This is a genomic window from Streptococcus equinus, assembly GCF_049393805.1.
GTDB classification, from domain to species: Bacteria; Bacillota; Bacilli; order Lactobacillales; family Streptococcaceae; genus Streptococcus; species Streptococcus equinus.
Window position 1 is genome coordinate 207,718 of sequence record NZ_CP185763.1, and the last position, 20,397, is coordinate 228,114.

A 20,397-nucleotide genomic window follows, 5' to 3' on the forward strand; every position below is an offset into this window, starting at 1 on the left:
TATGTTTTATCCTATTTTGTATTGTACTTTTCTTCTAATGCAGACCAAATCTCAGCAGTCGGCATTTTTTCACCAGTCCAGATTTCAAAAGCTTCAGCCGCTTGGAACAAAAGCATTCCAAGTCCATTAAGAGCTGTTAAGCCTTTACTTCTAGCTAATTTCAAGAACGGCGTTTCAAATGGTTGGTAAATCGTATCAGCAACTAAAAGTCCTTCAGGAAACTCAAAGTCTTCTGTAATAATCATTGACTTACCATCCATCCCAACACTTGTCGCGTTGACAAAAAGTTGTGATTCTAACACTTTTTCTTGAATTGCCTTTAAATCTTCGACTGGATATACAGTGATTGATACACCTGTTTTATCAGAAAGTTCTTCAGCTTTTTGACGTGTAGCATCTAAGAACTGTGTCTGATTAAAAATGTTAATATGACCAGCACCGTTAAGCGCTGCTTGAGCAATTAAAGCTGTTGCAGCCCCTCCGCCTCCAAGGATGGTCATTGTTTTACCTTTGACATCAAAATCAGCAAAAGTAGAAAGGCTTCTAAAGAAACCAATACCATCGGTATTGTGACCAACTAATTTACCATCACGATTAATGACAGTATTCACAGCACCAATCAAGGCTGCTGAATCAGTCAACTCATCCATGTACGGCATAACTTTTTGCTTGTACGGCATGGAAATATTCACACCGAACATGTCATAACGTTTAACATTTTCTAAAGTAACCGCTAAATCTTCTTCTGGGATATCCCAAGCAACATAAACACCATTCACACCTGTCTTATCAAAGGCGTAGTTATGAATAAACGGTGAAATAGAGTGCTTAATAGGTGTTGCCACGACAGCGGCTAAGCGAGTGTATCCATCAATCTGCATCAAGTACCTCCCTAATACGTTTCATATCAGCAAGAGCAACCTGTCCTGGTGCGCTTGTTTGATCTAGGCTTGCAAAAGTCCATGATGATCCGAAAACATCAACAGCAAAACGTGATACGCGACCAAGTTTGCCCATTGACATAGTGGCATACTCTTGCTCAGGATTTAATGTCTTAAATCCGCGAGTATAGTTCATCAAGTCAATAACATCTTGTTCACTCTGTGGCATAACGGCAACTTTAACAACACGTGGTGCTAAAGCTGTCAGCTCAGAAAATGATTCCATCAAATTCTCAGGTGTCTCATCAAAGTTATGATAAGACAAAACGAGATTTGGAAATTCCAACATTTGTTGGAAAGCTTCTTTATGTGAAAAATATTCAAAGTCAATATAGTCTGGGTGGTAAATAGCATTAATATTTTTCAAAAGCTCAACATATTCTTCATCAGATATGCTAAGGTTTCCACCTTCTTTATCTGTACGAATTGTAAAAATAATTTCTCTGCCAGAAAATTTTTCAAAGATTGCTGGTGCAACAGTCATGATATCTTCTTTAGGTAAAAAATCTGCTCGCCATTCAATAACATCGACGTCGTCAAATCTTGAAATATCAATCGACTGTGCCTCATCTAAATCTCTCGGCATAATAGGTACTACTATTTTCATTTCTTAACCTTTATTGTAAATACTTTCAAATAATTACTGCTCATGTCTGCTTTGTTAACCGTGAAATCACTTGGCAATTGCTGCAAACGAATGTATTCGTGTTTAACAGAAGCAAATCCCTTTTCCAATTGCTTTTTAAACTGCGCTACTGTTAAGTTAGCTGCGTTTGTAGATGCGATTATTGTTCCATCATCAGATAATACTTCCAATGCTTGGCTAATTAATCGGTGATAGTCTTTAGCAACTGAAAATGTTTGTTTTTTATTACGAGCAAAACTTGGTGGATCGATAACAATCAAATCAAAAGTCAAGTTTTTGCGCTTAGCGTACTTGAAATATTCAAAAACATCCATGACCACAAAATGATGATTTACCAAATCAAGGCCATTGGCTTCAAAATGTGCTTGAGATAGCTCTCGAGAACGTTTAGCAAGGTCTACAGATGTTGTTTCTGTTGCACCACCCATTGCTGCTGCAACAGAAAACGCCGCTGTATAAGAAAACATGTTCAAAACGCGTTTTCCAAGACCAAGTTCATTAATCAAAGCATCACGGACTTCATGCTGATCTAAAAAGATCCCTGTCATCAGGCCATCATTCATGAAAACACTGTATTTGACACCATTTTCCAAAATTGTAAAGGTTTCAGGTGCTTCTTCACCATAAATATGAGCTGACTCATAATCAAGTCCTTTAAAACGGATTTTCTCATATCCGCCCTTAACCGTAGGATAAACCTCTTGGATGGCTTTGACAATTACATCACGATACTGATAAACAAAAGTGTTGTACCAAGAAAATACAACAAAATCAGCATAACGATCTATCGTCACACCACCAAAATTATCTCCATCTTGATTAAATAATCGATAAGCTGTTGTCAAATCCGAGTTTTCAAAATGCTGACGTTTTTTCTTTGCTTTCTTGAACAGGTTAACAAAGTAAGTTTCGTTCAAATCAACATTTCCATTTCCTAAAAACCAACCAATCCCTTTATTTTGACGAGAAAGGTATGCTGTTCCTAAGAACTTGCGTGAATGATTATAAAGAGCAACTAATTGATCATCTAAATCAAGTTGATGAAAATCTTTTCCATCCAAAAGTTGAATACCACGCTTAATTTTCTTTTCAACAAAAGAATCCACGTATAGTTTGTTCATGAAGCCTATTATATCAAAAATTCAGAATTTTTCCCACTAAATTTTGCATTTCTCACTCATACCAATAAAACTTTTTATGTTATAATTGAAGATGAGATTGTATCTTTAGGAAAAAAAGAATAAAGGAAGTTCCTACAGTGAAAAAATTGAAACAAATTATCTCTCACGTGGTTAACACACGTTTGGGATTTATTTTGACACTTTTAGTCATTTATTGGCTAAAAACAATGTGGGCTTATCATGTTGACTTTAGTCTTGGACTAGAGAATCCGTACCAACTACTACTATCACTTATTAATCCTATTCCATTAGGATTACTTTTACTCGGGTTAAGCCTTTATATCAAAAGAACGCGTGTTTTTTATATCGTTAGTTGGATTATCTATACGATTTTAAACATCCTGCTTATTTCCAACGCGATTTATTTCCGTGAATTCACAGACTTCATTACTGTAAGTACATTGCTCGCAAGTAGTAAAGTTTCTGCCGGTCTCGGGGATTCTGCCTTGAATCTATTTCGTGTCTGGGATGTTATTTATATCATCGACTACGTTATTTTAATCGCGCTATTTGCTACTAAAAAAATTAAAGCTGATAATCGTCCGTTTAACAAACGCGCAAGCTTTGCTATTACAGCCTTATCAACTTTATTTTTTTCAATTAACTTATTCATGGCTGAAATTGATCGTCCAGAACTTTTAACGCGTGGCTTTTCAAACGTATATGTTGTCCGCGCTCTCGGATTGCCATCGTTTACAGCCTACAGTGCTAATCAAACTTATCAAACTGAAAAAGTTCGTAGCGAAGCTACAGCATCTGATTTAGATGAAGCTAAGAGTTATATTAGTGAGCACTACGCAGCACCTAATTCAAAATATTTTGGGATTGCTAAAGGTAGGAACGTAATTGTTATCCACTTGGAAAGTTTCCAACAATTCTTGATTGACTATCATTTACAAGTCGATGGTAAATCATACGAAGTAACACCTTTCCTTAATTCACTTTACCATTCAAATTCAACCCTTGCCTTCTCAAACTTCTTCCACCAAGTTAAAGCCGGAAAAACATCTGATGCTGAAACATTGATGGAAACATCGTTATTTGGTCTTAGCAATGGTTCTTATTTAGTTAACTACGGTGGTACTAATACCGCTTATGCTGCCCCATCAATCCTCGGTCAAACAGGCGATTACACAAGTGCCGTATTCCACGGTAACGTTGGTACTTTCTGGAACCGAAACAATGCCTATAAACAATGGGGTTACGATTATTTCTTTGATTCTTCATATTTCACAAAACAAAATAGTGAAAATTCATTCCAATATGGTTTGAACGATAAATATATGTTTGCTGACTCAATCAAATACCTTGAGCACATGCAACAACCTTTCTACACTAAGTTCATTACTGTAAGTAACCACTATCCATACACTAGTTTAGCCGGAAATTCTGATGAAGAAGGATTCCCATTGGCTGATACCGATGATGAAACAATCAATGGTTACTTTGCTACAGCGAACTACCTAGATTCTGCTGTCAAAGCATTCTTTGATTATTTGAAAGAATCTGGTTTATATGATAATTCTATTATCGTCCTCTACGGTGACCACTACGGTATTTCAAACTCAAGAAACACTGACTTGGCTCCGCTTCTTGGAAAAGATTCTGAAACATGGACAAGCTATGATAACGCCATGCTTCAACGTGTCCCTTATATGATTCACATCCCAGGATTTACCGAAGGACATATCAGCGATACCTTTGGTGGTGAAGTTGATAATTTACCAACACTACTTCATTTGTTAGGTGTTGATACAAGCGATTATATTCAACTTGGGCAAGATTTACTGTCAGAAGACAATGACCAAACCGTTGCATTCCGAACTGCTGGAGATTACGTTACACCAACTTATACCAGCAGCAGCGGACACTTATACTACACTGCTACTGGTGAGGAAATTACTAATCCTGACGAGAATACTCAAGCAGCAACTAAAGCAATACGTGATGCTGTTGCCTTACAGCTCTCTACAAGCGATGAGATTCAGACCGGAGATCTTCTTCGATTCGCAAAAATCCCAGGTTTAAAACAAGTTGATAGCTCATCAATTTCCTACACAGACTCACTTAAATCATTAAAAGCTATTGAGAAAAAACGTGGCGATGAGTCGACAAGTCTTTACAGTGAACACGACAACGAATCAACTGTAGATATGTTTAAAGCTCCAAGTTACATGCAACTTCACGAAAGTTCAAGTAGCTATAGCAGCGAATCAGAATAACTTATCTATAATCAATAAACCACCAGCAATGCTGGTGGTTTTCTTATACTCTATTACTTTACTACATAACTGCTTCTTGATATATATCTTCTCCTACTCTATAGGAAAAAAATATGATTAAATTAAGTTTACTCCTCAAACAGCAGGTAATTTAAACACAAAAAAAAGACTAACATTTGTTAGTCTTTAATTAATTATTTACCAAGTTTAGCTTTAGCTGCATCTGCAAGAGCTGTGAAAGCTGCTGCATCGTTAACTGCTAAATCAGCAAGCATTTTACGGTTAACTTCGATTTCAGCCAATTTCAAACCGTGCATCAATTGTGAGTATGACAAACCGTTCATACGAGCTGCCGCATTGATACGAGTGATCCAAAGTTTACGGAAATCACGTTTTTTCTGACGACGGTCACGGTATGCATAGTAGTAAGAGTTCATTACTTGTTCTTTTGCAGTACGGAACAAGATATGTTTTGCACCATAGTAACCTTTAGCAAGTTTCAATACACGTTTACGACGTTTGCGTGATACAACGCCACCTTTAACACGAGCCATTTATATTCTCCTCCAAATAATTCTTTAATAATATCGAGTAATTGCTTTAGTCTTATTTAAGACCTGAAAGCATTGCTTTAATACGTTTGAAATCTCCTGAGTGCACCATAGCTGCTTTACGAAGATGACGACGTTGTTTTTTAGTTTTACCGTGGAAACGGTGTGAAGTAAATGCGCGGAAGCGTTTCAATCCACCAGAACCTGTACGTTTGAAACGTTTAGCTGATGCGCGGTGTGTTTTTTGTTTTGGCATTTTAAAATTCTCCTCTTAAAATAGTTTAAAATTGACAATTATTTTTTGTCTGGAATTGGAGCAAGTTGCATGAACATTTGACGTCCATCCATTTTAGCTCTTTGCTCAATAATAGCAATGTCTTGCGTTCTTTCTGCAAATTCCGCCAATACCTTTGCTCCAATTTCTTTGTGAGTAATCATACGACCTCTAAAGCGAATAGAGACTTTCACTTTGTTCCCTTTTTCAAGGAATTTACGGCCGTTACGAAGTTTAGTCTCAAAGTCACCTTTATCGATAACTGGGCTAAGACGAACTTCTTTAACAGTCACAACGGCTTGTTTTTTGCGTTGTTCCTTACGTTTCTTCTGATACTCAAATTTGAACTTTCCGTAGTCCATAATTCTAGCAACAGGTGGCGTAGCTTGTGGTTGAATAAGAACCAAATCAACATTAGCGTCATCAGCAATAGCTTGAGCTTCTGATAATGGTTTAATTCCTAATTGTTCACCATCAAGACCAATGAGACGAACTTCGCGAACGCGGATTTCATCGTTAATGAATAGATCTTTCTTAGCTATGATCTTCACCTCTTTATTTTTTTAGAGAAAAACGAAACGGACCTGATAAAATCAAGCCCGCACACACGTAATATTCCTAATGGAATCTTTGACATGTTGGGCCAGACAACCGTAGTCGCAAGGCGAGAAGTTCTCACTTCTGCTTTTCTCATTGGTTATATTCTATCACAGTAACTAATCCATGTCAATGATTTTTTCTGCTTTTTCTTGAATAAATTTGACAACACCGTCAATATCTACTCCAGTTGTGTCAAAAGTGATGGCATCTTCAGCTGCTTTTAGTGGAGAGACTTCACGGTGACTATCTTTGTAATCACGCTCAGCAATTTCGCGTTTTAACGTTTCAAAATCAGTTTCAATACCTTTTTCTTTATTTTCTTTGAATCGACGTTCTGCACGCTCTTCAACAGATGCAATCAAAAAGATTTTAAGTTCTGCATCAGGTAAAACAACCGTTCCAATATCTCGACCATCCATGATAATCGCTCCATTTTTAGCGATGCGACGTTGCTGTTCGACAAGTTCTTCACGAACTTCTGGAATAGCTGCTACCCAAGAAACATTATTTGTTACGTCATTTTGACGAATATCAAGGGTAACTTCTTTATCTCCAACAAATACTGTTTGACTACCATCTTCAGCTCGTCCAAATGATACTGGATTCTCTGCCAAAGCTTTTAAAATTTCTGCTACATTATTTTCTGTTAAATTATTTTTTAATGCAAGATAAGTTGCTGAACGGTACATTGCTCCAGTATCAAGATAAGTATAGCCAAGATTTTTAGCAATAATCTTGGCTACAGTACTCTTTCCACTTGAAGCAGGACCATCAATCGCAATTCTAATTGATTTCATGATTCCTTTTTTCTTCCTAATTAACGTGTACTTCATCTCCAGGATTGGCGTACCAATATCCTTGAGTCATGTGGTCTGGGTTTAATTCGTAAAGTTTATCGACTGAGATGCCAGCACGAGCTGCAATTGAGGCAGCACCTTCACCTGACATAACAGTGATTGTATCGCCGTTGCTTTCACTTAATGATTCTTCTGTTTCATCACTTGAACTTTCTTCAGTTGAAGAAGCTTCTGTTGATTCTTGAGAAGTTTCAGAACTTGTTGCTTCACTTGAAGATACGACGCTGCTAGACGATGCACCGTAAAAGTTTGATGTTTCTGATGCTTTGTCGCCACCACGATTTGAAGTGTAAAAAACAACAAACAAAATCGCAACAACAATAACAAAGAAAACACTCAATAAAGCTGTCAAAAAAGGTGTGCTAATAACAGAATCTTTTGTTTTACGGCTAATTCTGATTTCGTTGTCATCGACTACTTTTTCTTCCCATGGTTGTTTTGCCATAATGTCCCCTTGTTAAATATATCATTTCATACTACAATAGTAATATGAAAGTATCAATTATTCCTGAAAAATGTATCGCTTGCGGTCTTTGCCAAACATACTCTGACCGTTTTGATTATCATGATGATGGCATTGTAAAATTTGCTAATTCTGATTCATTAGAACAAACATTTCCAGACTCAGACAAGGACACACTTCTCGCTGTCAAATCTTGTCCAACCAAAGCTCTTACGATTTAGTAGGAGCTTTTTTGTCAGACTTATAAGTTTCAAAATAATCAAGTTTAATTAGATTATCCGTCAGCTCAACTGAACCACGGAAATCTGGGTGAACAGCCAAAGCATCTAAGAAATATTTCTTAGGCCATTTTCTCATGTAAAAAATTCTATCTGGCTGATTTTTTATTTTTAAAGTTAAACCTGATTTATTAACATCAATTCTTTTAATCTGTGCAATTGCAACTCTTGATTTTTTGAAAGGATTTAATGAAACGATGCGAAGCTTTCCATCTTCTTCTATCACAAAATAACGGTGAAAACCTAATCCAACCAAAATAATAAAGATAGCAAATAAAACAAAGAATTGACTTGGTATTTTTGTTCGTTCAAACAATAATGATAAGCCGATAAACATTGGTACCAGAGCAATTGACCAATAAATAATTGACCAGGATAGTTCTGGCTGCCAGTGATATCGAATCTTTCCAAAGATTTTAATCATTGCAGTCCTCCGTTAGTTAGTGTAACAAACATTGCTTAGATAAAACTTAACTATTTTTGAACAATTCCAATGATAACATCAACTGCTTTTTCCATTGTTTGAAGGCTGACGAACTCAAAACGTCCGTGCATGTTTTCACCACCAGCAAACAAGTTAGGTGTTGGAATACCCATAAATGAGATTTTAGACCCGTCTGTTCCACCACGAATTGGTTCAATGACAGGCTTGATATCTAAATCTTCCATAACTTCTTTTGCTAGTTCAACAGAAGTCATATCTTTTTCAATGACTTTTTTCATGTTGTAGTATTGGTCATTGAGTGTAATAATAACACACTCTTTGCCAAGTTCAGCATTCATTTTATTAGCGATTTCTTGAACCATTTTTTTACGATTTTCAAATGATTCATCTTCAAAGTCACGAATGATGTATGAACTATGTGCTTGCTCTACGCTACCATTCATTCCGTGCAAGTGGAAGAATCCTTCATAGCCTTCAGTGTTTTCAGGACGATCAGCTTCTGGTAGTTTATTGTGGAAATCGATTGCCAATTGCAAAGCGTTAATCATTTGATTTTTAGCTGTACCTGGGTGAACATTGCGTCCCATGAAATCAATTTCTAAGCCAGCAGCGCTAAATGTTTCGTACTGAAGTTCTCCAAGAGGACCACCATCAACAGTATACGCAAAGTCAACGTTGAAGTCTTCAACATCAAACTTATCAGCACCAACACCGATTTCTTCATCAGGACCAAATCCAACACGAATCTCACCATGCTTGATTTCTGGGTGAGCAACAAGGTACTCGATTGCTGTCATAATTTCAGCAATACCAGATTTATCATCAGAACCAAGAAGTGTTGTCCCGTCTGTTGTTACCAAAGTTTGACCAAGGTAATTATTCAAATTTGGAAATTCTTCTGGTGTAAGAGCATAACCTGATTGACCAAGTTCGATAGCTCCTCCAGCATAGTTCTCAACGATTTGTGGAGCAATTCCTTCAGCATTAAAATCAGCTGTATCCATGTGAGCGATAAAGCCAATTTTGCGTGTTTTTGTAGCATCGTTTGCTGGTAATGTACCAACAAGATAACCATTTGTTAAGTAGTGCACATCTTGCAAACCAACAGCTTCCATTTCAGGTTTCAAAACGTTAAGTGCAAAATCAACCTGAGTCTGAGTTGAAGGTGTTGTTGTGCTTTCTGGGTTACTACGTGTATTGACTTTCACATAAGTCAAAAAACGATTCAATAAGTTTTCGTAAGACATTATTCACCTCTATATTTTTCCATATCATTATACCATATATTCACCAACAAAAAAACAACCACGTAGGTTGTTTTTTGCATGAGTTTTAGAAAAATATTTTCTAATTTGAAACGTGATAATAAGCTTTCGAAGCTAAGTCACCAGAACCAATATCTGCTGAAGAAATCACACGATCTTTAGAAATATCTGTATTATCATCTTGTCCATTTAAGTAGTCAGATGAAAATGTTGTATTCGCTGGAACAATATAAAGCGTAACATTTGAACGTTGTCCTGTCTGAACATCAAGCAAAAGAATACCATTTTGATCAATGTCCAAAATATTAGGCGTCATACCTTCAGTTGCTAATCCTTGATTACTAAAAGTTAGGACATTTCCTGCAGCATTTTGCCAATTTCCTGCCATTGTCGAATAGTTTGCTTTTAAGATCGCACCAGTATAAATCGGAGCAATCTCTTGTTCAGCTTGTGATTGTTCAGTTGATGTTTCTACTGTAGATGATTGACTCTCTTGAGAATTAGACGATGAACTACTTGTGCTTGAACTTGAGCTAGAAGAAGTAACTTTAGTACTTGTCTTTGTTGTTTGTGAACTGTGTTTTGTCTGATGTTGAGTCTGACTTGTACAAGCTGTCACCATGCAAAGTGATAAAACTAAAGTCAGAACAAGTTTCAATTTATTTTTCATCGTAATTCTCCTCCCTTACCAAGTGAATCGACCAGTATAATCAATACTTTCATCGAGTGGATGAGATAATTTTGGCGATGCACTTGTATACTGCCATGCAGCACTATTTGAATAGTAAGACAATGACTTAGCAGATTCTTGATCCAAATACTGAGTAGAGTACAAATAATGCGCTACCCAAAGATTTGACATGCCAAATTTTGAAGTGTTGAATTTTCCACCTTTAACATCAAGCCAAGATGCCATTGTGTAATAAACGTTATTGTTGTAACCAAGACGATTCATCTCGTCTTTCCAAGCTTGTGTATTAGCATTCAAATCACTTCTAAGCATAGTCTGCTCTTCCATATCATTAACCATAGTCGTCGCACCAGAAAGCCCCATTGACTTAGCAGCATTTACAAAATATTGCGCCTCAGCTTTTGCTTCTGCTGCTGTTTCATAATGAGAATAGTGGTAAGCCGATACTCGCAAACCTGCAGCTTGCGCATTAGCAATTTGAGTACGAGCATATGGGTTCGTATAGGAAGTTCCTTCGGTTAATTTAACAACTACTCCAGTAATTCCTTGACGTTTCAATGATTGATACTCGCTAACAGAAATCACACCATTGTGACTACTGATATCGATAAAGTATGACTGAGCATGAACTGGTTTATCAGCATTCAAACGATAGGTACCAAGATTAAATCCTGAAGTTGTGTTATCCGTAAAGTCTACATAAACGTGAACAGTATAATCTCCTTTGATATAGTCATGATTCTTTTCATTAACCATAACAGTCACTACGCCGTCATGGATGTCTGAACTTGTATACCAGTGAAGATTTGATTGATTGCTTTCTGACCATGCTGCAACACGAACAAGTTTTATAGTCTTAGAATTCTCTGATTCTGCAATACGAACTTTCAAAGTACCGCCATTGGCATCATGATTTTGAACAGTTACAGTTGGTTCAACAACATATTTCTCAGTTGCTAAATCTACACCACCTGTAGATGACAATCCTTCTAATGAGTGACTGATTTGGCTCTGACCATAAATGTGAATATTATAGTGACCTGATTCAAAATTATGTTGTTTAGGTGAGAAATTTAAAACATATGTACCATCAGATTGCTTAGTAGCCTGATACCATTTAAGATCGTCTTGACCATTTGATTCAGTCCAAACAGGAATTGTGATACCAGTAATATAAACAGGAACATTGGAAACCATTACTTTAACACTAACTTCACTTTCTTTGGTGATTGTTGTTTTAATTTCTGGTTTTGGAATATCAATAGTGGTAGAGCCAATACAAATCATTTGGCCTTTGACATTCGCATATGTGTCCACAAAATATGTACCGTAGTCTCCTGAGTATGGAGCTAATACATGTCCTGTAGTATCGCCGTACCACTTGATATCATCTTGACCTTTGACTTCTGACCAAACCGCATGAGACACATTAGCTACTTTTGCTATATCTTGTGGCATCGTGATTTCAATACCATTTGCCCCCGCTTTGGCTGTGATGGCAATATCTCCAAACTGATAATCACAATTAAAACTTGTACCACCTAGACCTGTTAAAGTATTGGTAACACTGCTAATTCCGTAATAGTGAACATTATACTTGCCACTTTCAAAATTATGTTCAGCGATACTAAATGTTTTAGTGAATGTGCCATCAGATTGACGCTCTGCTGTATACCAGATAGTATCATCTTGATCATTTTTAGCCGTCCAGATTGGTAGTTGAACACTTGTAATATAAGCAGGAACATCTGACACAATAACTTTATAGGTTGTTCCACTTTCTTTTACGATACTAACTTTAGCACTTGGTTTTGGAATATCAATAGTGGTAGAGCCAATGCAAATCATTTGGCCTTTGACATTCGCATAAGTATCCACAAAATATGTACCGTAGTCTCCTGTATAAGGAGCCACTACATGTCCTGTGGTATCGCTGTACCATTTCAAATCGTCTTGACCGTTGACGTTTGACCAAACCGCATGAGACACATTAGCTACTTTTGCAATATCTTGTGGCATCGTAATTTCAATACCAGTTGCGCCCGCTTTGGCTGTGATGGCAATGTCTCCAAACTGATAATCACAATTAAAACTTGTACCACCTAGACCTGTTAAAGTATTGGTAACACTGCTAATTCCGTAATAGTGAACATTATACTTGCCACTTTCAAAATTATGTTCAGCGACACTAAAGGTTTTTGTGAATGTTCCATTAGATTGACGTTCTGCTGTATACCAGATAATATCATCTTGATCATTTTTAGCCGTCCAGGTTGGGAGTTGAACACTTGTAATATAAGCAGGAACATCTGACACTATAACTTTATAGGTTGTTCCACTTTCTTTTACGATACTAACTTTGGCACTTGGTTTTGGAACGTCAATAGTGGTAGAGCCAATGCAAATCATTTGGCCTTTGACATTCGCATATGTATCCACAAAATATGTACCGTAGTCTCCTGTATAAGAAGCCACAACATGCCCTGTGGTATCGCTGTACCATTTCAAATCATCTTGACCGTTGACTTTTGACCAAACCGCATGAGACACATTAGCTACTTTTGCAATATCTTGTGGCATCGTAATTTCAATACCAGTTGCGCCCATTTGAGCTGTAATGGCAATGTCTCCAAACTGATAATCACAATTAAAACTTGTACCACCTAGACCTGTTAAAGTATTGGTAACACTGCTAATTCCGTAATAGTGAACATTATACTTGCCACTTTCAAGATTATGTTCGGCGATACTAAATGTTTTAGTGAAAGTTCCGTCAGAATTGTAAGTTGTACCATACCACTGAATATCATCTTGACCACCCTTTTCTGTCCAGGTTGGTAGTTGAATGCTAGTGATGTAGGCTGGAATATCTGATAGTGTTACCTTATAAGTTGTTCCACTTTCTTTCACGATGCTAACTTTAGCACTTGGTTTTGGAACGTCAATTGTTCGGCCATCCACGACAATCATTTGACCATTAAGATTTTGGTAAGTATGAATGTTGTATAATCCATATGAACCTGTATATTTAGCTACTACATGACCATTACTATCAGCCGTATACCAAATCAAATCATCTTGACCATTGACCTCTGACCAAACGGCAAACATGATTTTAGCACCTGGTGTGATGGCTTCATTGTATTGAAGGTCAAAGCCTTTTGCTGTTAGAGCTGCACTTGTTGTTTCTTTCTTAACAACTTTTGAATCAGCTAATTGATCAATAACTTTCTGGCTAAGTGCTTGAATATTCGATGTAGAAACTTTAGAGTCTGTAAGAATTAAATTTTTCGTCTCATCTGGAGAGAGATTTTCATCATCACTATTAGTTTCTTGCTGTTCAGACTCTGAAGTAGTGATATTTTCATCTTTAATAGATTTATCAGATGTCTCTTGTGAAATCACAGGGGAGATTAAATTATTATCTTCTGTAGTTTCTTGAGTCTCAGAAGACACTGCTTCTTGATTATTAAAATCTGATTGTTCTTGATCTACTGACTGATTCTCCGATAATTGAATGTCGTTATTCGTATCAGTATTTTGCTGAGCTGACTCAGATTCATTTACAGTTGATTGAACATTCTCAGTGACTGTCGTTGCTTGCGTTGGGACATTTTCATCAGCGAAAACGTGCCCCGAACTTAAAAAAGCTCCTATAATAAGTGGAGATACTAGGCAGCTTCGAAGGATATTCTTTTTCACATTAATCCCCCTCTTTCTATCTTTCCTAATAATCATTTTACCATGATTTTGAAAGCCCTTCAAGTGTTCAAAATATTGAAATGGCAGTGATTACTACCACTGCCATTCATTTTAATCTGGATAAATGTATGAAACGTCACCGCCCCAGAATGAATCAAGCGGATTAAACCAGCCTCGGAAATTACCAATATAATGTTTTCCTGCATAGTTTGCTTCTTTAACTTGAATACGTGTATTACTTGAAACATGAGTTACGTAAGCAACATGTCCATATCCGCCACCATCATGAGGCCAAACAACAATTGATCCTACTCTTGGAGTCGTTCCTACTCTAAATCCCTTCGCACGCGCATTGACTGCCCATCCGCCAGCATTTCCAAGCCAGTTTGGAATCCAAGGTGCTAAAGACTTAACACCCCAAGTACATTGTCCAACCGGATACGTATTGGTCTCATTAATGTATGTTGTAATACGTGGAGATGGGGTTGCTTGAGGTTTATAAGACTGATCAGCAAGATTAAATGTTGCTGTCGAATTATCTGAGTAAATCACCGTCGCAGTCACAGAGAAAGTATCTGCTTGATTATTAATAGATTTCAAATCTACTATCTGAGAAACCTTACCGTAAGACGTCGTTTTTGCCTCGTACATTTTTGATTTTTGTGAATTTGATTTTGAAGTAACTTGTACTCGCAACCCATTAACTCGTTTGGACATTGCCTTTTCAGTAGCAGTTACTTTAAATGTACCATTTCCTGTATTAACCTCACTAATACCAATTGCAGGATTTTCTAGGCCACTAATCTGTTCAACTCGGAAACCCGGGGTTCCAGACAAACAATCAAAATTATTTGTAATTGAATTCTGACCATAAATGTGAACACTGTAGTCTCCTAAATCAAATCCATGATTAGTTAATTGAACTACAGCTTTGTAAGTACCATCAGAAATTTTATCAGCCTGATACCATTTTAAATCATCTTGACTATTGACATTTGACCAGACTGGTACAGTGATTGAAGTAATGTATTCAGGAACATTTCTAACCACAACTTCATAAGTCTTATCAGAAATCTGATTAATCTGGCTTGAAACTTCTTGCTTTTCAATCATTGTATCCTGACCATTAATTGCAGTCATTTTACCGTTTTGAGCTAAGTACGTATGAACAAAATATCTTCCATATCCTTTATGATTTTTCAAGTCGACGCTCGTCACACCTTTTCCTGAATCATCATACCATCTTAAATCATCTTGTCCGTTTTCCTCTGACCAAACAGCATAAGTAATTCTTCCGTTAGATGGTGCATTGATATCAGTTGACAACTGAATTTTACCATTTTGAACACTTACTTGCGGAGCTTTTGGATTAATTTTTATAGCATCTAATGCTACACCTGAAACTCGTCCATCGGAATAAGTTGTATAAACATGAGTAATATAATTCCCAGCACGATTACCATAATCCGCTAAATTAACTTTAACTTTTGCTTGACCATCATTAATATCAGTTACATTGTACCACTTAAGATCATCCTGTCCATTTTCTTCTGACCAAACGGCAACATCAATACGCTTAATCTCCTTACACTTTTCTGTTTTTTGTGCTGTCACTTCAAACGTTTTACTAACAGCATCGAATGGTGTTTTTGTTACCAGAGCATCGTTTTGTTGATCTGCCATGACAGAGTTAGAAAGAATTGCCATACTTAGTACGGCCGTAGACAATAAAGCTGATTTGATTTTATTCAAAAAGCTGTTCTCCTTTTTTAATATAATGTTTTACACTATATTAATTCGGAAAAACAGCTAAAAACTTTTATAAAATTTTAATTTTATCCCTTTTCTTTGATGATATAAACAGGACGCTTTTTAGTCTCAAGGAAAATCTTAGAAATATATTTTCCGATAATTCCAAGAGCAAGTAGTTGAATACCACCAATAAATAAAATAATACAAACTAAACTTGCCCAACCAGAAACACTACCACCAATTGTAAGTTTTCGGATAATGATAAATAGAATTCCAATAACAGAAACGAGAAATGAAATTGATCCCGCCCATAGTGAAAGATTCAATGGCGCTTCAGAAAAATTGATGAACCCTTCCATTGAGTATTTTAGTAAGCTCCAAAAACTCCATGATGTTTCACCGGCCACGCGCTCACGATTTTCATAAGCGATATATGTGACATCAAAGCCAACCCAAGAAAAGATTCCTTTTGAGAAACGATTAACTTCACCAAGTTCCAAGATACTATCCACAACTTGTCTAGTCATTAATCGGAAATCACGCGCGCCGTCAACCATCTCTGTATCAGAAACGGCATTAATGATTTTATAAAACATTTTTGAAAAGAAAGAACGAATAACTGGTTCACCTTTTCGATCAGCACGACGTGTTCCCACAACATCGTAACCCTCTTTGATTTTTTCATACATATCAATCAAAAGTTCAGGTGGATCTTGCAAGTCAGCATCCATAACGGTGATAAAGTCACCGTCTGCAGCTTCAAGCCCAGCTAATAAACCGGCCTCTTTTCCAAAATTACGTGAAAATGAAAGATAATGAACGTTAGGAAAACGACTTGCAACATCACGCAATACGTTTAATGTTTCATCTTTTGAACCGTCATTAACAAAAATATAATCAAACACCAAATGATTTTTTAACTTTTGCTCGACTTTTTGAGTTTCTTCTAAAAATGGATAAATTGTTTCTTGTTCGTTGTAGCAAGGAACAACAATAGATAATTTTTTCATTTATTTACCTTCAATCTGATTTAGCACCTTATAAGTATAACACAGTATAAAATAATTTTCATGAAAAACTTCAAAAGAAAAAAGAGAAGGAAAAACCTTCTCTCATATAAAAATTCATAACTTTTTCAACTTTTGTCTAACTCTATAAAGAGTGTGACTAATTTTACGAGCACAACGTTCCAATTTTGTAGGCTCAGTATTAACTGTAAATAAATCAGCAATATGACGTAACGAACTCTTAGAGGTCAATGCTTTTTGAGATTTAATTTTTGAAATAATTTCCTCATAAGTCTTCTCAACTTTGTATAATTGTTTAGCTTTTTCTTTATCTTGATGAGCTTGAATGTAAACCTCTTGTTGATTCCCCAACATAGAGATAATCATACCACTTAGCTCATCAACATCCCCCAAATGATACATTGAACCAATTTTGAAAATATCGTAAGCAGTCTTATGTCCTAAATTATCTGATAAAATTACTGGAAGACCTTTAAGTATAGCTTCAACATAAACCAAACCAAATGTTTCTTGAGCTGATGTAAAAACACAAATATCTTTATCAGTAAGGTACTCCCAAGGATTTGATTTAAAACCTAAGAATGAAATATTTGTCAAATTATGTTCATCAATATAATTTTGGCATTTTTTCTTGTAGTCATCATCCCAAGGACCTATGAATACTAATTCAAGATTACTATTTTCATCTTTTTGTAACTGTCCAAAACTCTGAATCAACTCGAGCTGATTTTTTCTCTCATTAACTCGACCAACAGAGACAATTCTAGCCTTATCCCCTTTATCTAATTCCATATCAGGAATTTGTGTGTACGGAACAAAACAACCTATTTGTTTGTCATTAAATAGTTGTTGAAGTTTATCATTAAGATTTCCTGAAACACTAAAAATTTCTGTTGAGAATTCTGAAATAAAATCACATTTGTCAAGATAGTAAGCAAACTCTTTTTCAGGGAACTCATGTATTAACCAGTAATGAGGCACCCCTGCAACCTTTGCTGCTACAGCTCCTTGAAATACATTTACTGTATTTGAAATAACTAAATCAATAGAGTATTCTTCAATGACGTCGCCAATTTCTTTTATATTTCGACGATAAGACTCTACGCGATGAGCCTTGGAACCTGGCTGGCCACCAGGTGCATCCTCCCACCACCACTTAGCAGCAGGAAGATAAATCGCATTAATCCCAACCTCATCATAGTGTTTTCGATGCTCATCTTGCTGCGGTTCAGGAATCTCCTGACAAACACTAAAGACATTATATCCTTGCGACACCAAGTATTTCATCAGATAAAAAATAGATATTTCTGCACCATTATCAAATGTTGTAGTTGGTGTTACAAATAAAATATTTTTCATTTCTACCCTTCTAAAAAATTCTTTTTAATTGCACTAGTAGTTGAATTAGTCATAACTGATTGATAAGCATTTTCTGCTATTTGAATTCTAAAATCTTTATCGACAATTAACCGTTCTAGTTTTTCTTTCCACTCTGTTTCAGAAGCTAGAACACCATCAATACCATCTTCAATCACATCTTCAAATGAACCTATTTTACTAGCAACTGTCGGAACTTTAACAGCAGCTGCTTCAAGCCATTTTATCTCTGATTTAGCTTCATTAAAGGTTGACTGAACTAGGGGCGCTAAATTAATATCTATAGATGAAATCAATTTTGGTAATTCTCTCCAATCAACATATGGATGCGTCACAATCTGCTCACCAAAACAAGCAATATCCTCAGGAATATCTAAATGCCCCGCTAAGTGTAATTCAAGGTTTTTATATTCTTTCAATAAAGAAATAATAGCTGGTTTAATCATTTCAAAGTTTTCATTATGAGTTATTGAACCTGAGAAATATCCCATTCTAACTTTGTTATCATCAAGTTCCATATGTGGAGTTTTCTGACTAATTTCAACCAACTCTTGTGATAACACATTACGATTCAAAATCACAGTTGACTTATAATTTCTTAATTCTTTTGCCAACTGATTTGTTGAAGTAATGACTGCATCACATTTATCAAGCATTCGACCATAGCCTCGAACACTTTCATCGTAGTTATTTTTATCTGCTGTTGATAAGCCTTGCGTATAAGCAAGTTGATCAGTATATTTTATATCAAAAACCAAATCATCAATATCATAGAAAACTGGAACACCTGTTTTATTTGCTAACTGACAAACTTTACTTAAAATAGGAAGATCCGGCGCACGATAAATAATAATACGACTAGCACCTTTGCAGTCTAACAATTGAAGTTTAGAAAGGTTAACGACCTTCACATCATATCCAAGTTTTTCAAGCTGCTCAGCTTTATTTAAGACACGGTATCTTGTACACTGAGGAATGATATTTTCAACACCATCAATGATTAAAACGTATTTTTTCTCTGATTTTTTTTTAAAATCATCAATGATATCTGTGATAATTTCAACAGGATAATCAGTCTTTTCTTCAATATATGAGATAAGTTCTGGAATTTCACTCTGACGTTCCAAGCCTTGCCAAATAAATTGATTGTCATTATAATTTGACAACGCTGAATATTTTATCAGTGGAGAACCCTGATTTAGTACACGCAAAGGATGAATGTACATAGCACTATCAGTTGTATCTCTAATCAAAGCATCATAACGAAAACCTAGGTTAGCAAAATGTTTTGTAAAAAATGTTTCGTGTTTGCCAATGGCCTTTTGACGCGAATCAGTATCTCCAAGCTTCTCCCAGTAGCGGTAAAATGAGTTTTGATGTAATAAGCTACGTTCAATAACTAAAAAATACGTTTGAATATGTTCTGGAATATAACCAAACGGATTTAAACCAGTAAAGTCTGGTTGGATTTCACCAAGTGAAACACCCCAAAAATCTAACATTTTTGAATCTACTGATGAAAATACAGTTTCTAAATCTTTAAAAGGACCAATATTAGTATCATTAACCAATAACAACTGATCATATTCTTTTAAACGTTCTTGGCCAAGATTTAAAATTCCAGCTCTAAAAGCTGCTACATCATAACCTTTATTTTCTCTTAAAGTTACTTTACCAATTTTTTCGAGACGTTCAACATCTGACTGAGATAGTTCACCATTAACAACGATATGAGCTTCATCAACAATTTTAGCTAGTGCCTCCAAAAAAATAATCTTATATTCTTGAAGAGCATCTTTTCCCTCAAAAATATTATAGATCAAAATACGTTTTGCACGTGGAAGATAGTTGTTATCTCGAAAGTTGTCTCGAAAAACTCGAAGTATAAGGCATCTTAGTTTTAAGATAGCTTTCTTACCAAAACGAACAATTTTTTTAAGAACTTGTGCAATTTTTCGCAGTACTGCCTTCATTTTAACTAAAAGTTGTTTTTTACTAATATTCCTCATTTTCATTTCCAATCTATTTACTCTTATCTATTTTACACTAAAGCAATCTTTTTTTCACTAATAAAATTATTAAAGTAGCTATTCAAGGAAATATGTAGATATAGTAAAGATATAA

Annotated in this window: 18 protein-coding genes and 1 other annotated feature; of the genes, 2 read left to right on the forward strand and 16 right to left on the reverse strand. The window is 35.9% G+C overall.

Annotation, left to right across the window (positions count from 1 at the left end):
- Positions 1 to 11: 11 nt before the first annotated feature.
- From ACN0NP_RS01030 to ACN0NP_RS01040, 3 genes are read right to left on the reverse strand one after another with little or no spacing between them, the layout of a single operon-like run.
- A complete protein-coding gene (locus tag ACN0NP_RS01030) occupies positions 12 to 881 on the reverse strand; it encodes a shikimate dehydrogenase (RefSeq protein WP_045797795.1) in 870 nt (289 codons plus the stop codon).
- Positions 871 to 1,548: a type I 3-dehydroquinate dehydratase gene (gene aroD / locus ACN0NP_RS01035; protein ID WP_423217369.1), complete on the reverse strand. Its 678-nt coding sequence runs from the start codon at positions 1,546 to 1,548 to the stop codon at positions 871 to 873. Before aroD ends, ACN0NP_RS01030 begins: the two co-directional genes overlap by 11 nt.
- A complete protein-coding gene (locus ACN0NP_RS01040; RefSeq protein ID WP_423217370.1) occupies positions 1,545 to 2,708 on the reverse strand; it encodes a class I SAM-dependent rRNA methyltransferase in 1,164 nt (387 codons plus the stop codon). The genes aroD and ACN0NP_RS01040 overlap by 4 nt, the downstream gene beginning before the upstream one ends.
- Positions 2,709 to 2,845: 137 nt before the next feature.
- Here ACN0NP_RS01040 and ACN0NP_RS01045 point away from each other — a divergent pair, with 137 nt between their 5' ends.
- Positions 2,846 to 4,990 (forward strand): LTA synthase family protein, encoded by a 2,145-nt coding sequence (locus ACN0NP_RS01045; RefSeq protein WP_423217371.1) that lies wholly within the window; start codon positions 2,846 to 2,848, stop codon positions 4,988 to 4,990.
- Positions 4,991 to 5,184: 194 nt separating this feature from the next.
- Here the strand turns inward: ACN0NP_RS01045 and rplT are convergent, their stop codons facing one another.
- The 5 genes from rplT to ACN0NP_RS01070 all read right to left on the reverse strand — a co-directional run bounded on the left by rplT (position 5,185) and on the right by ACN0NP_RS01070 (position 7,717).
- Positions 5,185 to 5,544 carry a 50S ribosomal protein L20 gene (gene rplT / locus ACN0NP_RS01050; RefSeq protein ID WP_000124839.1) on the reverse strand — a complete coding sequence of 120 codons (360 nt, stop codon included), beginning with the start codon at positions 5,542 to 5,544 and terminating at the stop codon, positions 5,185 to 5,187.
- A 52-nt stretch (positions 5,545 to 5,596) separates the two neighbouring features.
- On the reverse strand, positions 5,597 to 5,797 hold the full coding sequence (gene rpmI, locus ACN0NP_RS01055; protein ID WP_003065422.1) for a 50S ribosomal protein L35: 201 nt from the start codon (positions 5,795 to 5,797) through the stop codon (positions 5,597 to 5,599).
- Positions 5,798 to 5,835: 38 nt separating this feature from the next.
- Positions 5,836 to 6,366: a translation initiation factor IF-3 gene (gene infC, locus ACN0NP_RS01060; protein WP_004232283.1), complete on the reverse strand. Its 531-nt coding sequence runs from the start codon at positions 6,364 to 6,366 to the stop codon at positions 5,836 to 5,838.
- Positions 6,367 to 6,379: 13 nt separating this feature from the next.
- Positions 6,380 to 6,508 (reverse strand) — a sequence feature (ribosomal protein L20 leader region).
- A 23-nt stretch (positions 6,509 to 6,531) separates the two neighbouring features.
- Entirely contained in the window at positions 6,532 to 7,212 is a 681-nt protein-coding gene (cmk, locus tag ACN0NP_RS01065) for a (d)CMP kinase (RefSeq protein WP_024343890.1), read from the reverse strand.
- A 16-nt stretch (positions 7,213 to 7,228) separates the two neighbouring features.
- On the reverse strand, positions 7,229 to 7,717 hold the full coding sequence (locus ACN0NP_RS01070) for an SAG1386/EF1546 family surface-associated protein (protein ID WP_423217372.1): 489 nt from the start codon (positions 7,715 to 7,717) through the stop codon (positions 7,229 to 7,231).
- Between the two features lie 44 nt (positions 7,718 to 7,761).
- On the opposite strand from ACN0NP_RS01070, the gene ACN0NP_RS01075 reads away from it, so the two are divergent.
- The gene (locus tag ACN0NP_RS01075) at positions 7,762 to 7,956 is read left to right on the forward strand and encodes a ferredoxin (protein ID WP_004232288.1); all 195 of its coding nucleotides are present in this window, start codon (positions 7,762 to 7,764) and stop codon (positions 7,954 to 7,956) included.
- Here the strand turns inward: ACN0NP_RS01075 and ACN0NP_RS01080 are convergent.
- From ACN0NP_RS01080 to ACN0NP_RS01115, 8 genes are all read right to left on the reverse strand, one after another.
- The gene (locus ACN0NP_RS01080; RefSeq protein WP_024343889.1) at positions 7,946 to 8,437 is read right to left on the reverse strand and encodes an EbsA family protein; all 492 of its coding nucleotides are present in this window, start codon (positions 8,435 to 8,437) and stop codon (positions 7,946 to 7,948) included. The genes ACN0NP_RS01075 and ACN0NP_RS01080 overlap by 11 nt on opposite strands.
- Before the next feature lie 50 nt (positions 8,438 to 8,487).
- Positions 8,488 to 9,705 (reverse strand): peptidase T, encoded by a 1,218-nt coding sequence (gene pepT / locus ACN0NP_RS01085; protein ID WP_024343888.1) that lies wholly within the window; start codon positions 9,703 to 9,705, stop codon positions 8,488 to 8,490.
- 100 nt (positions 9,706 to 9,805) lie between these two features.
- Complete coding sequence (locus ACN0NP_RS01090; RefSeq protein ID WP_423217373.1) at positions 9,806 to 10,393, reverse strand: DUF6287 domain-containing protein; 588 nt, start codon at positions 10,391 to 10,393, stop codon at positions 9,806 to 9,808.
- A gap of 15 nt (positions 10,394 to 10,408) precedes the next feature.
- Positions 10,409 to 14,116: a GBS Bsp-like repeat-containing protein gene (locus ACN0NP_RS01095; RefSeq protein ID WP_423217374.1), complete on the reverse strand. Its 3,708-nt coding sequence runs from the start codon at positions 14,114 to 14,116 to the stop codon at positions 10,409 to 10,411.
- 111 nt (positions 14,117 to 14,227) lie between these two features.
- Positions 14,228 to 15,868 carry a GBS Bsp-like repeat-containing protein gene (locus tag ACN0NP_RS01100; RefSeq protein ID WP_423217375.1) on the reverse strand — a complete coding sequence of 547 codons (1,641 nt, stop codon included), beginning with the start codon at positions 15,866 to 15,868 and terminating at the stop codon, positions 14,228 to 14,230.
- Between the two features lie 83 nt (positions 15,869 to 15,951).
- On the reverse strand, positions 15,952 to 16,878 hold the full coding sequence (locus tag ACN0NP_RS01105; RefSeq protein WP_423217376.1) for a glycosyltransferase family 2 protein: 927 nt from the start codon (positions 16,876 to 16,878) through the stop codon (positions 15,952 to 15,954).
- Between the two features lie 114 nt (positions 16,879 to 16,992).
- The gene (locus ACN0NP_RS01110) at positions 16,993 to 18,255 is read right to left on the reverse strand and encodes a glycosyltransferase family 4 protein (RefSeq protein WP_423217377.1); all 1,263 of its coding nucleotides are present in this window, start codon (positions 18,253 to 18,255) and stop codon (positions 16,993 to 16,995) included.
- Between the two features lie 2 nt (positions 18,256 to 18,257).
- Complete coding sequence (locus ACN0NP_RS01115) at positions 18,258 to 20,288, reverse strand: rhamnan synthesis F family protein (protein ID WP_423217378.1); 2,031 nt, start codon at positions 20,286 to 20,288, stop codon at positions 18,258 to 18,260.
- Positions 20,289 to 20,397 lie beyond the last annotated feature (109 nt).

Bases quoted from the DNA above. Each gene is read 5' to 3' on its own strand.
- ACN0NP_RS01030 (WP_045797795.1), bottom strand. From the start codon at position 881: ATGCAGATTGATGGATACACTCGCTTAGCCGCTGTCGTGGCAACACCT.
- aroD (WP_423217369.1), bottom strand. From the start codon at position 1,548: ATGAAAATAGTAGTACCTATTATGCCGAGAGATTTAGATGAGGCACAG.
- ACN0NP_RS01040 (WP_423217370.1), bottom strand. From the start codon at position 2,708: ATGAACAAACTATACGTGGATTCTTTTGTTGAAAAGAAAATTAAGCGT.
- rplT (WP_000124839.1), bottom strand. From the start codon at position 5,544: ATGGCTCGTGTTAAAGGTGGCGTTGTATCACGCAAACGTCGTAAACGT.
- rpmI (WP_003065422.1), bottom strand. From the start codon at position 5,797: ATGCCAAAACAAAAAACACACCGCGCATCAGCTAAACGTTTCAAACGT.
- cmk (WP_024343890.1), bottom strand. From the start codon at position 7,212: ATGAAATCAATTAGAATTGCGATTGATGGTCCTGCTTCAAGTGGAAAG.
- ACN0NP_RS01070 (WP_423217372.1), bottom strand. From the start codon at position 7,717: ATGGCAAAACAACCATGGGAAGAAAAAGTAGTCGATGACAACGAAATC.
- ACN0NP_RS01075 (WP_004232288.1), top strand. From the start codon at position 7,762: ATGAAAGTATCAATTATTCCTGAAAAATGTATCGCTTGCGGTCTTTGC.
- ACN0NP_RS01080 (WP_024343889.1), bottom strand. From the start codon at position 8,437: ATGATTAAAATCTTTGGAAAGATTCGATATCACTGGCAGCCAGAACTA.
- pepT (WP_024343888.1), bottom strand. From the start codon at position 9,705: ATGTCTTACGAAAACTTATTGAATCGTTTTTTGACTTATGTGAAAGTC.
- ACN0NP_RS01090 (WP_423217373.1), bottom strand. From the start codon at position 10,393: ATGAAAAATAAATTGAAACTTGTTCTGACTTTAGTTTTATCACTTTGC.
- ACN0NP_RS01105 (WP_423217376.1), bottom strand. From the start codon at position 16,878: ATGAAAAAATTATCTATTGTTGTTCCTTGCTACAACGAACAAGAAACA.
- ACN0NP_RS01110 (WP_423217377.1), bottom strand. From the start codon at position 18,255: ATGAAAAATATTTTATTTGTAACACCAACTACAACATTTGATAATGGT.
- ACN0NP_RS01115 (WP_423217378.1), bottom strand. From the start codon at position 20,288: ATGAAAATGAGGAATATTAGTAAAAAACAACTTTTAGTTAAAATGAAG.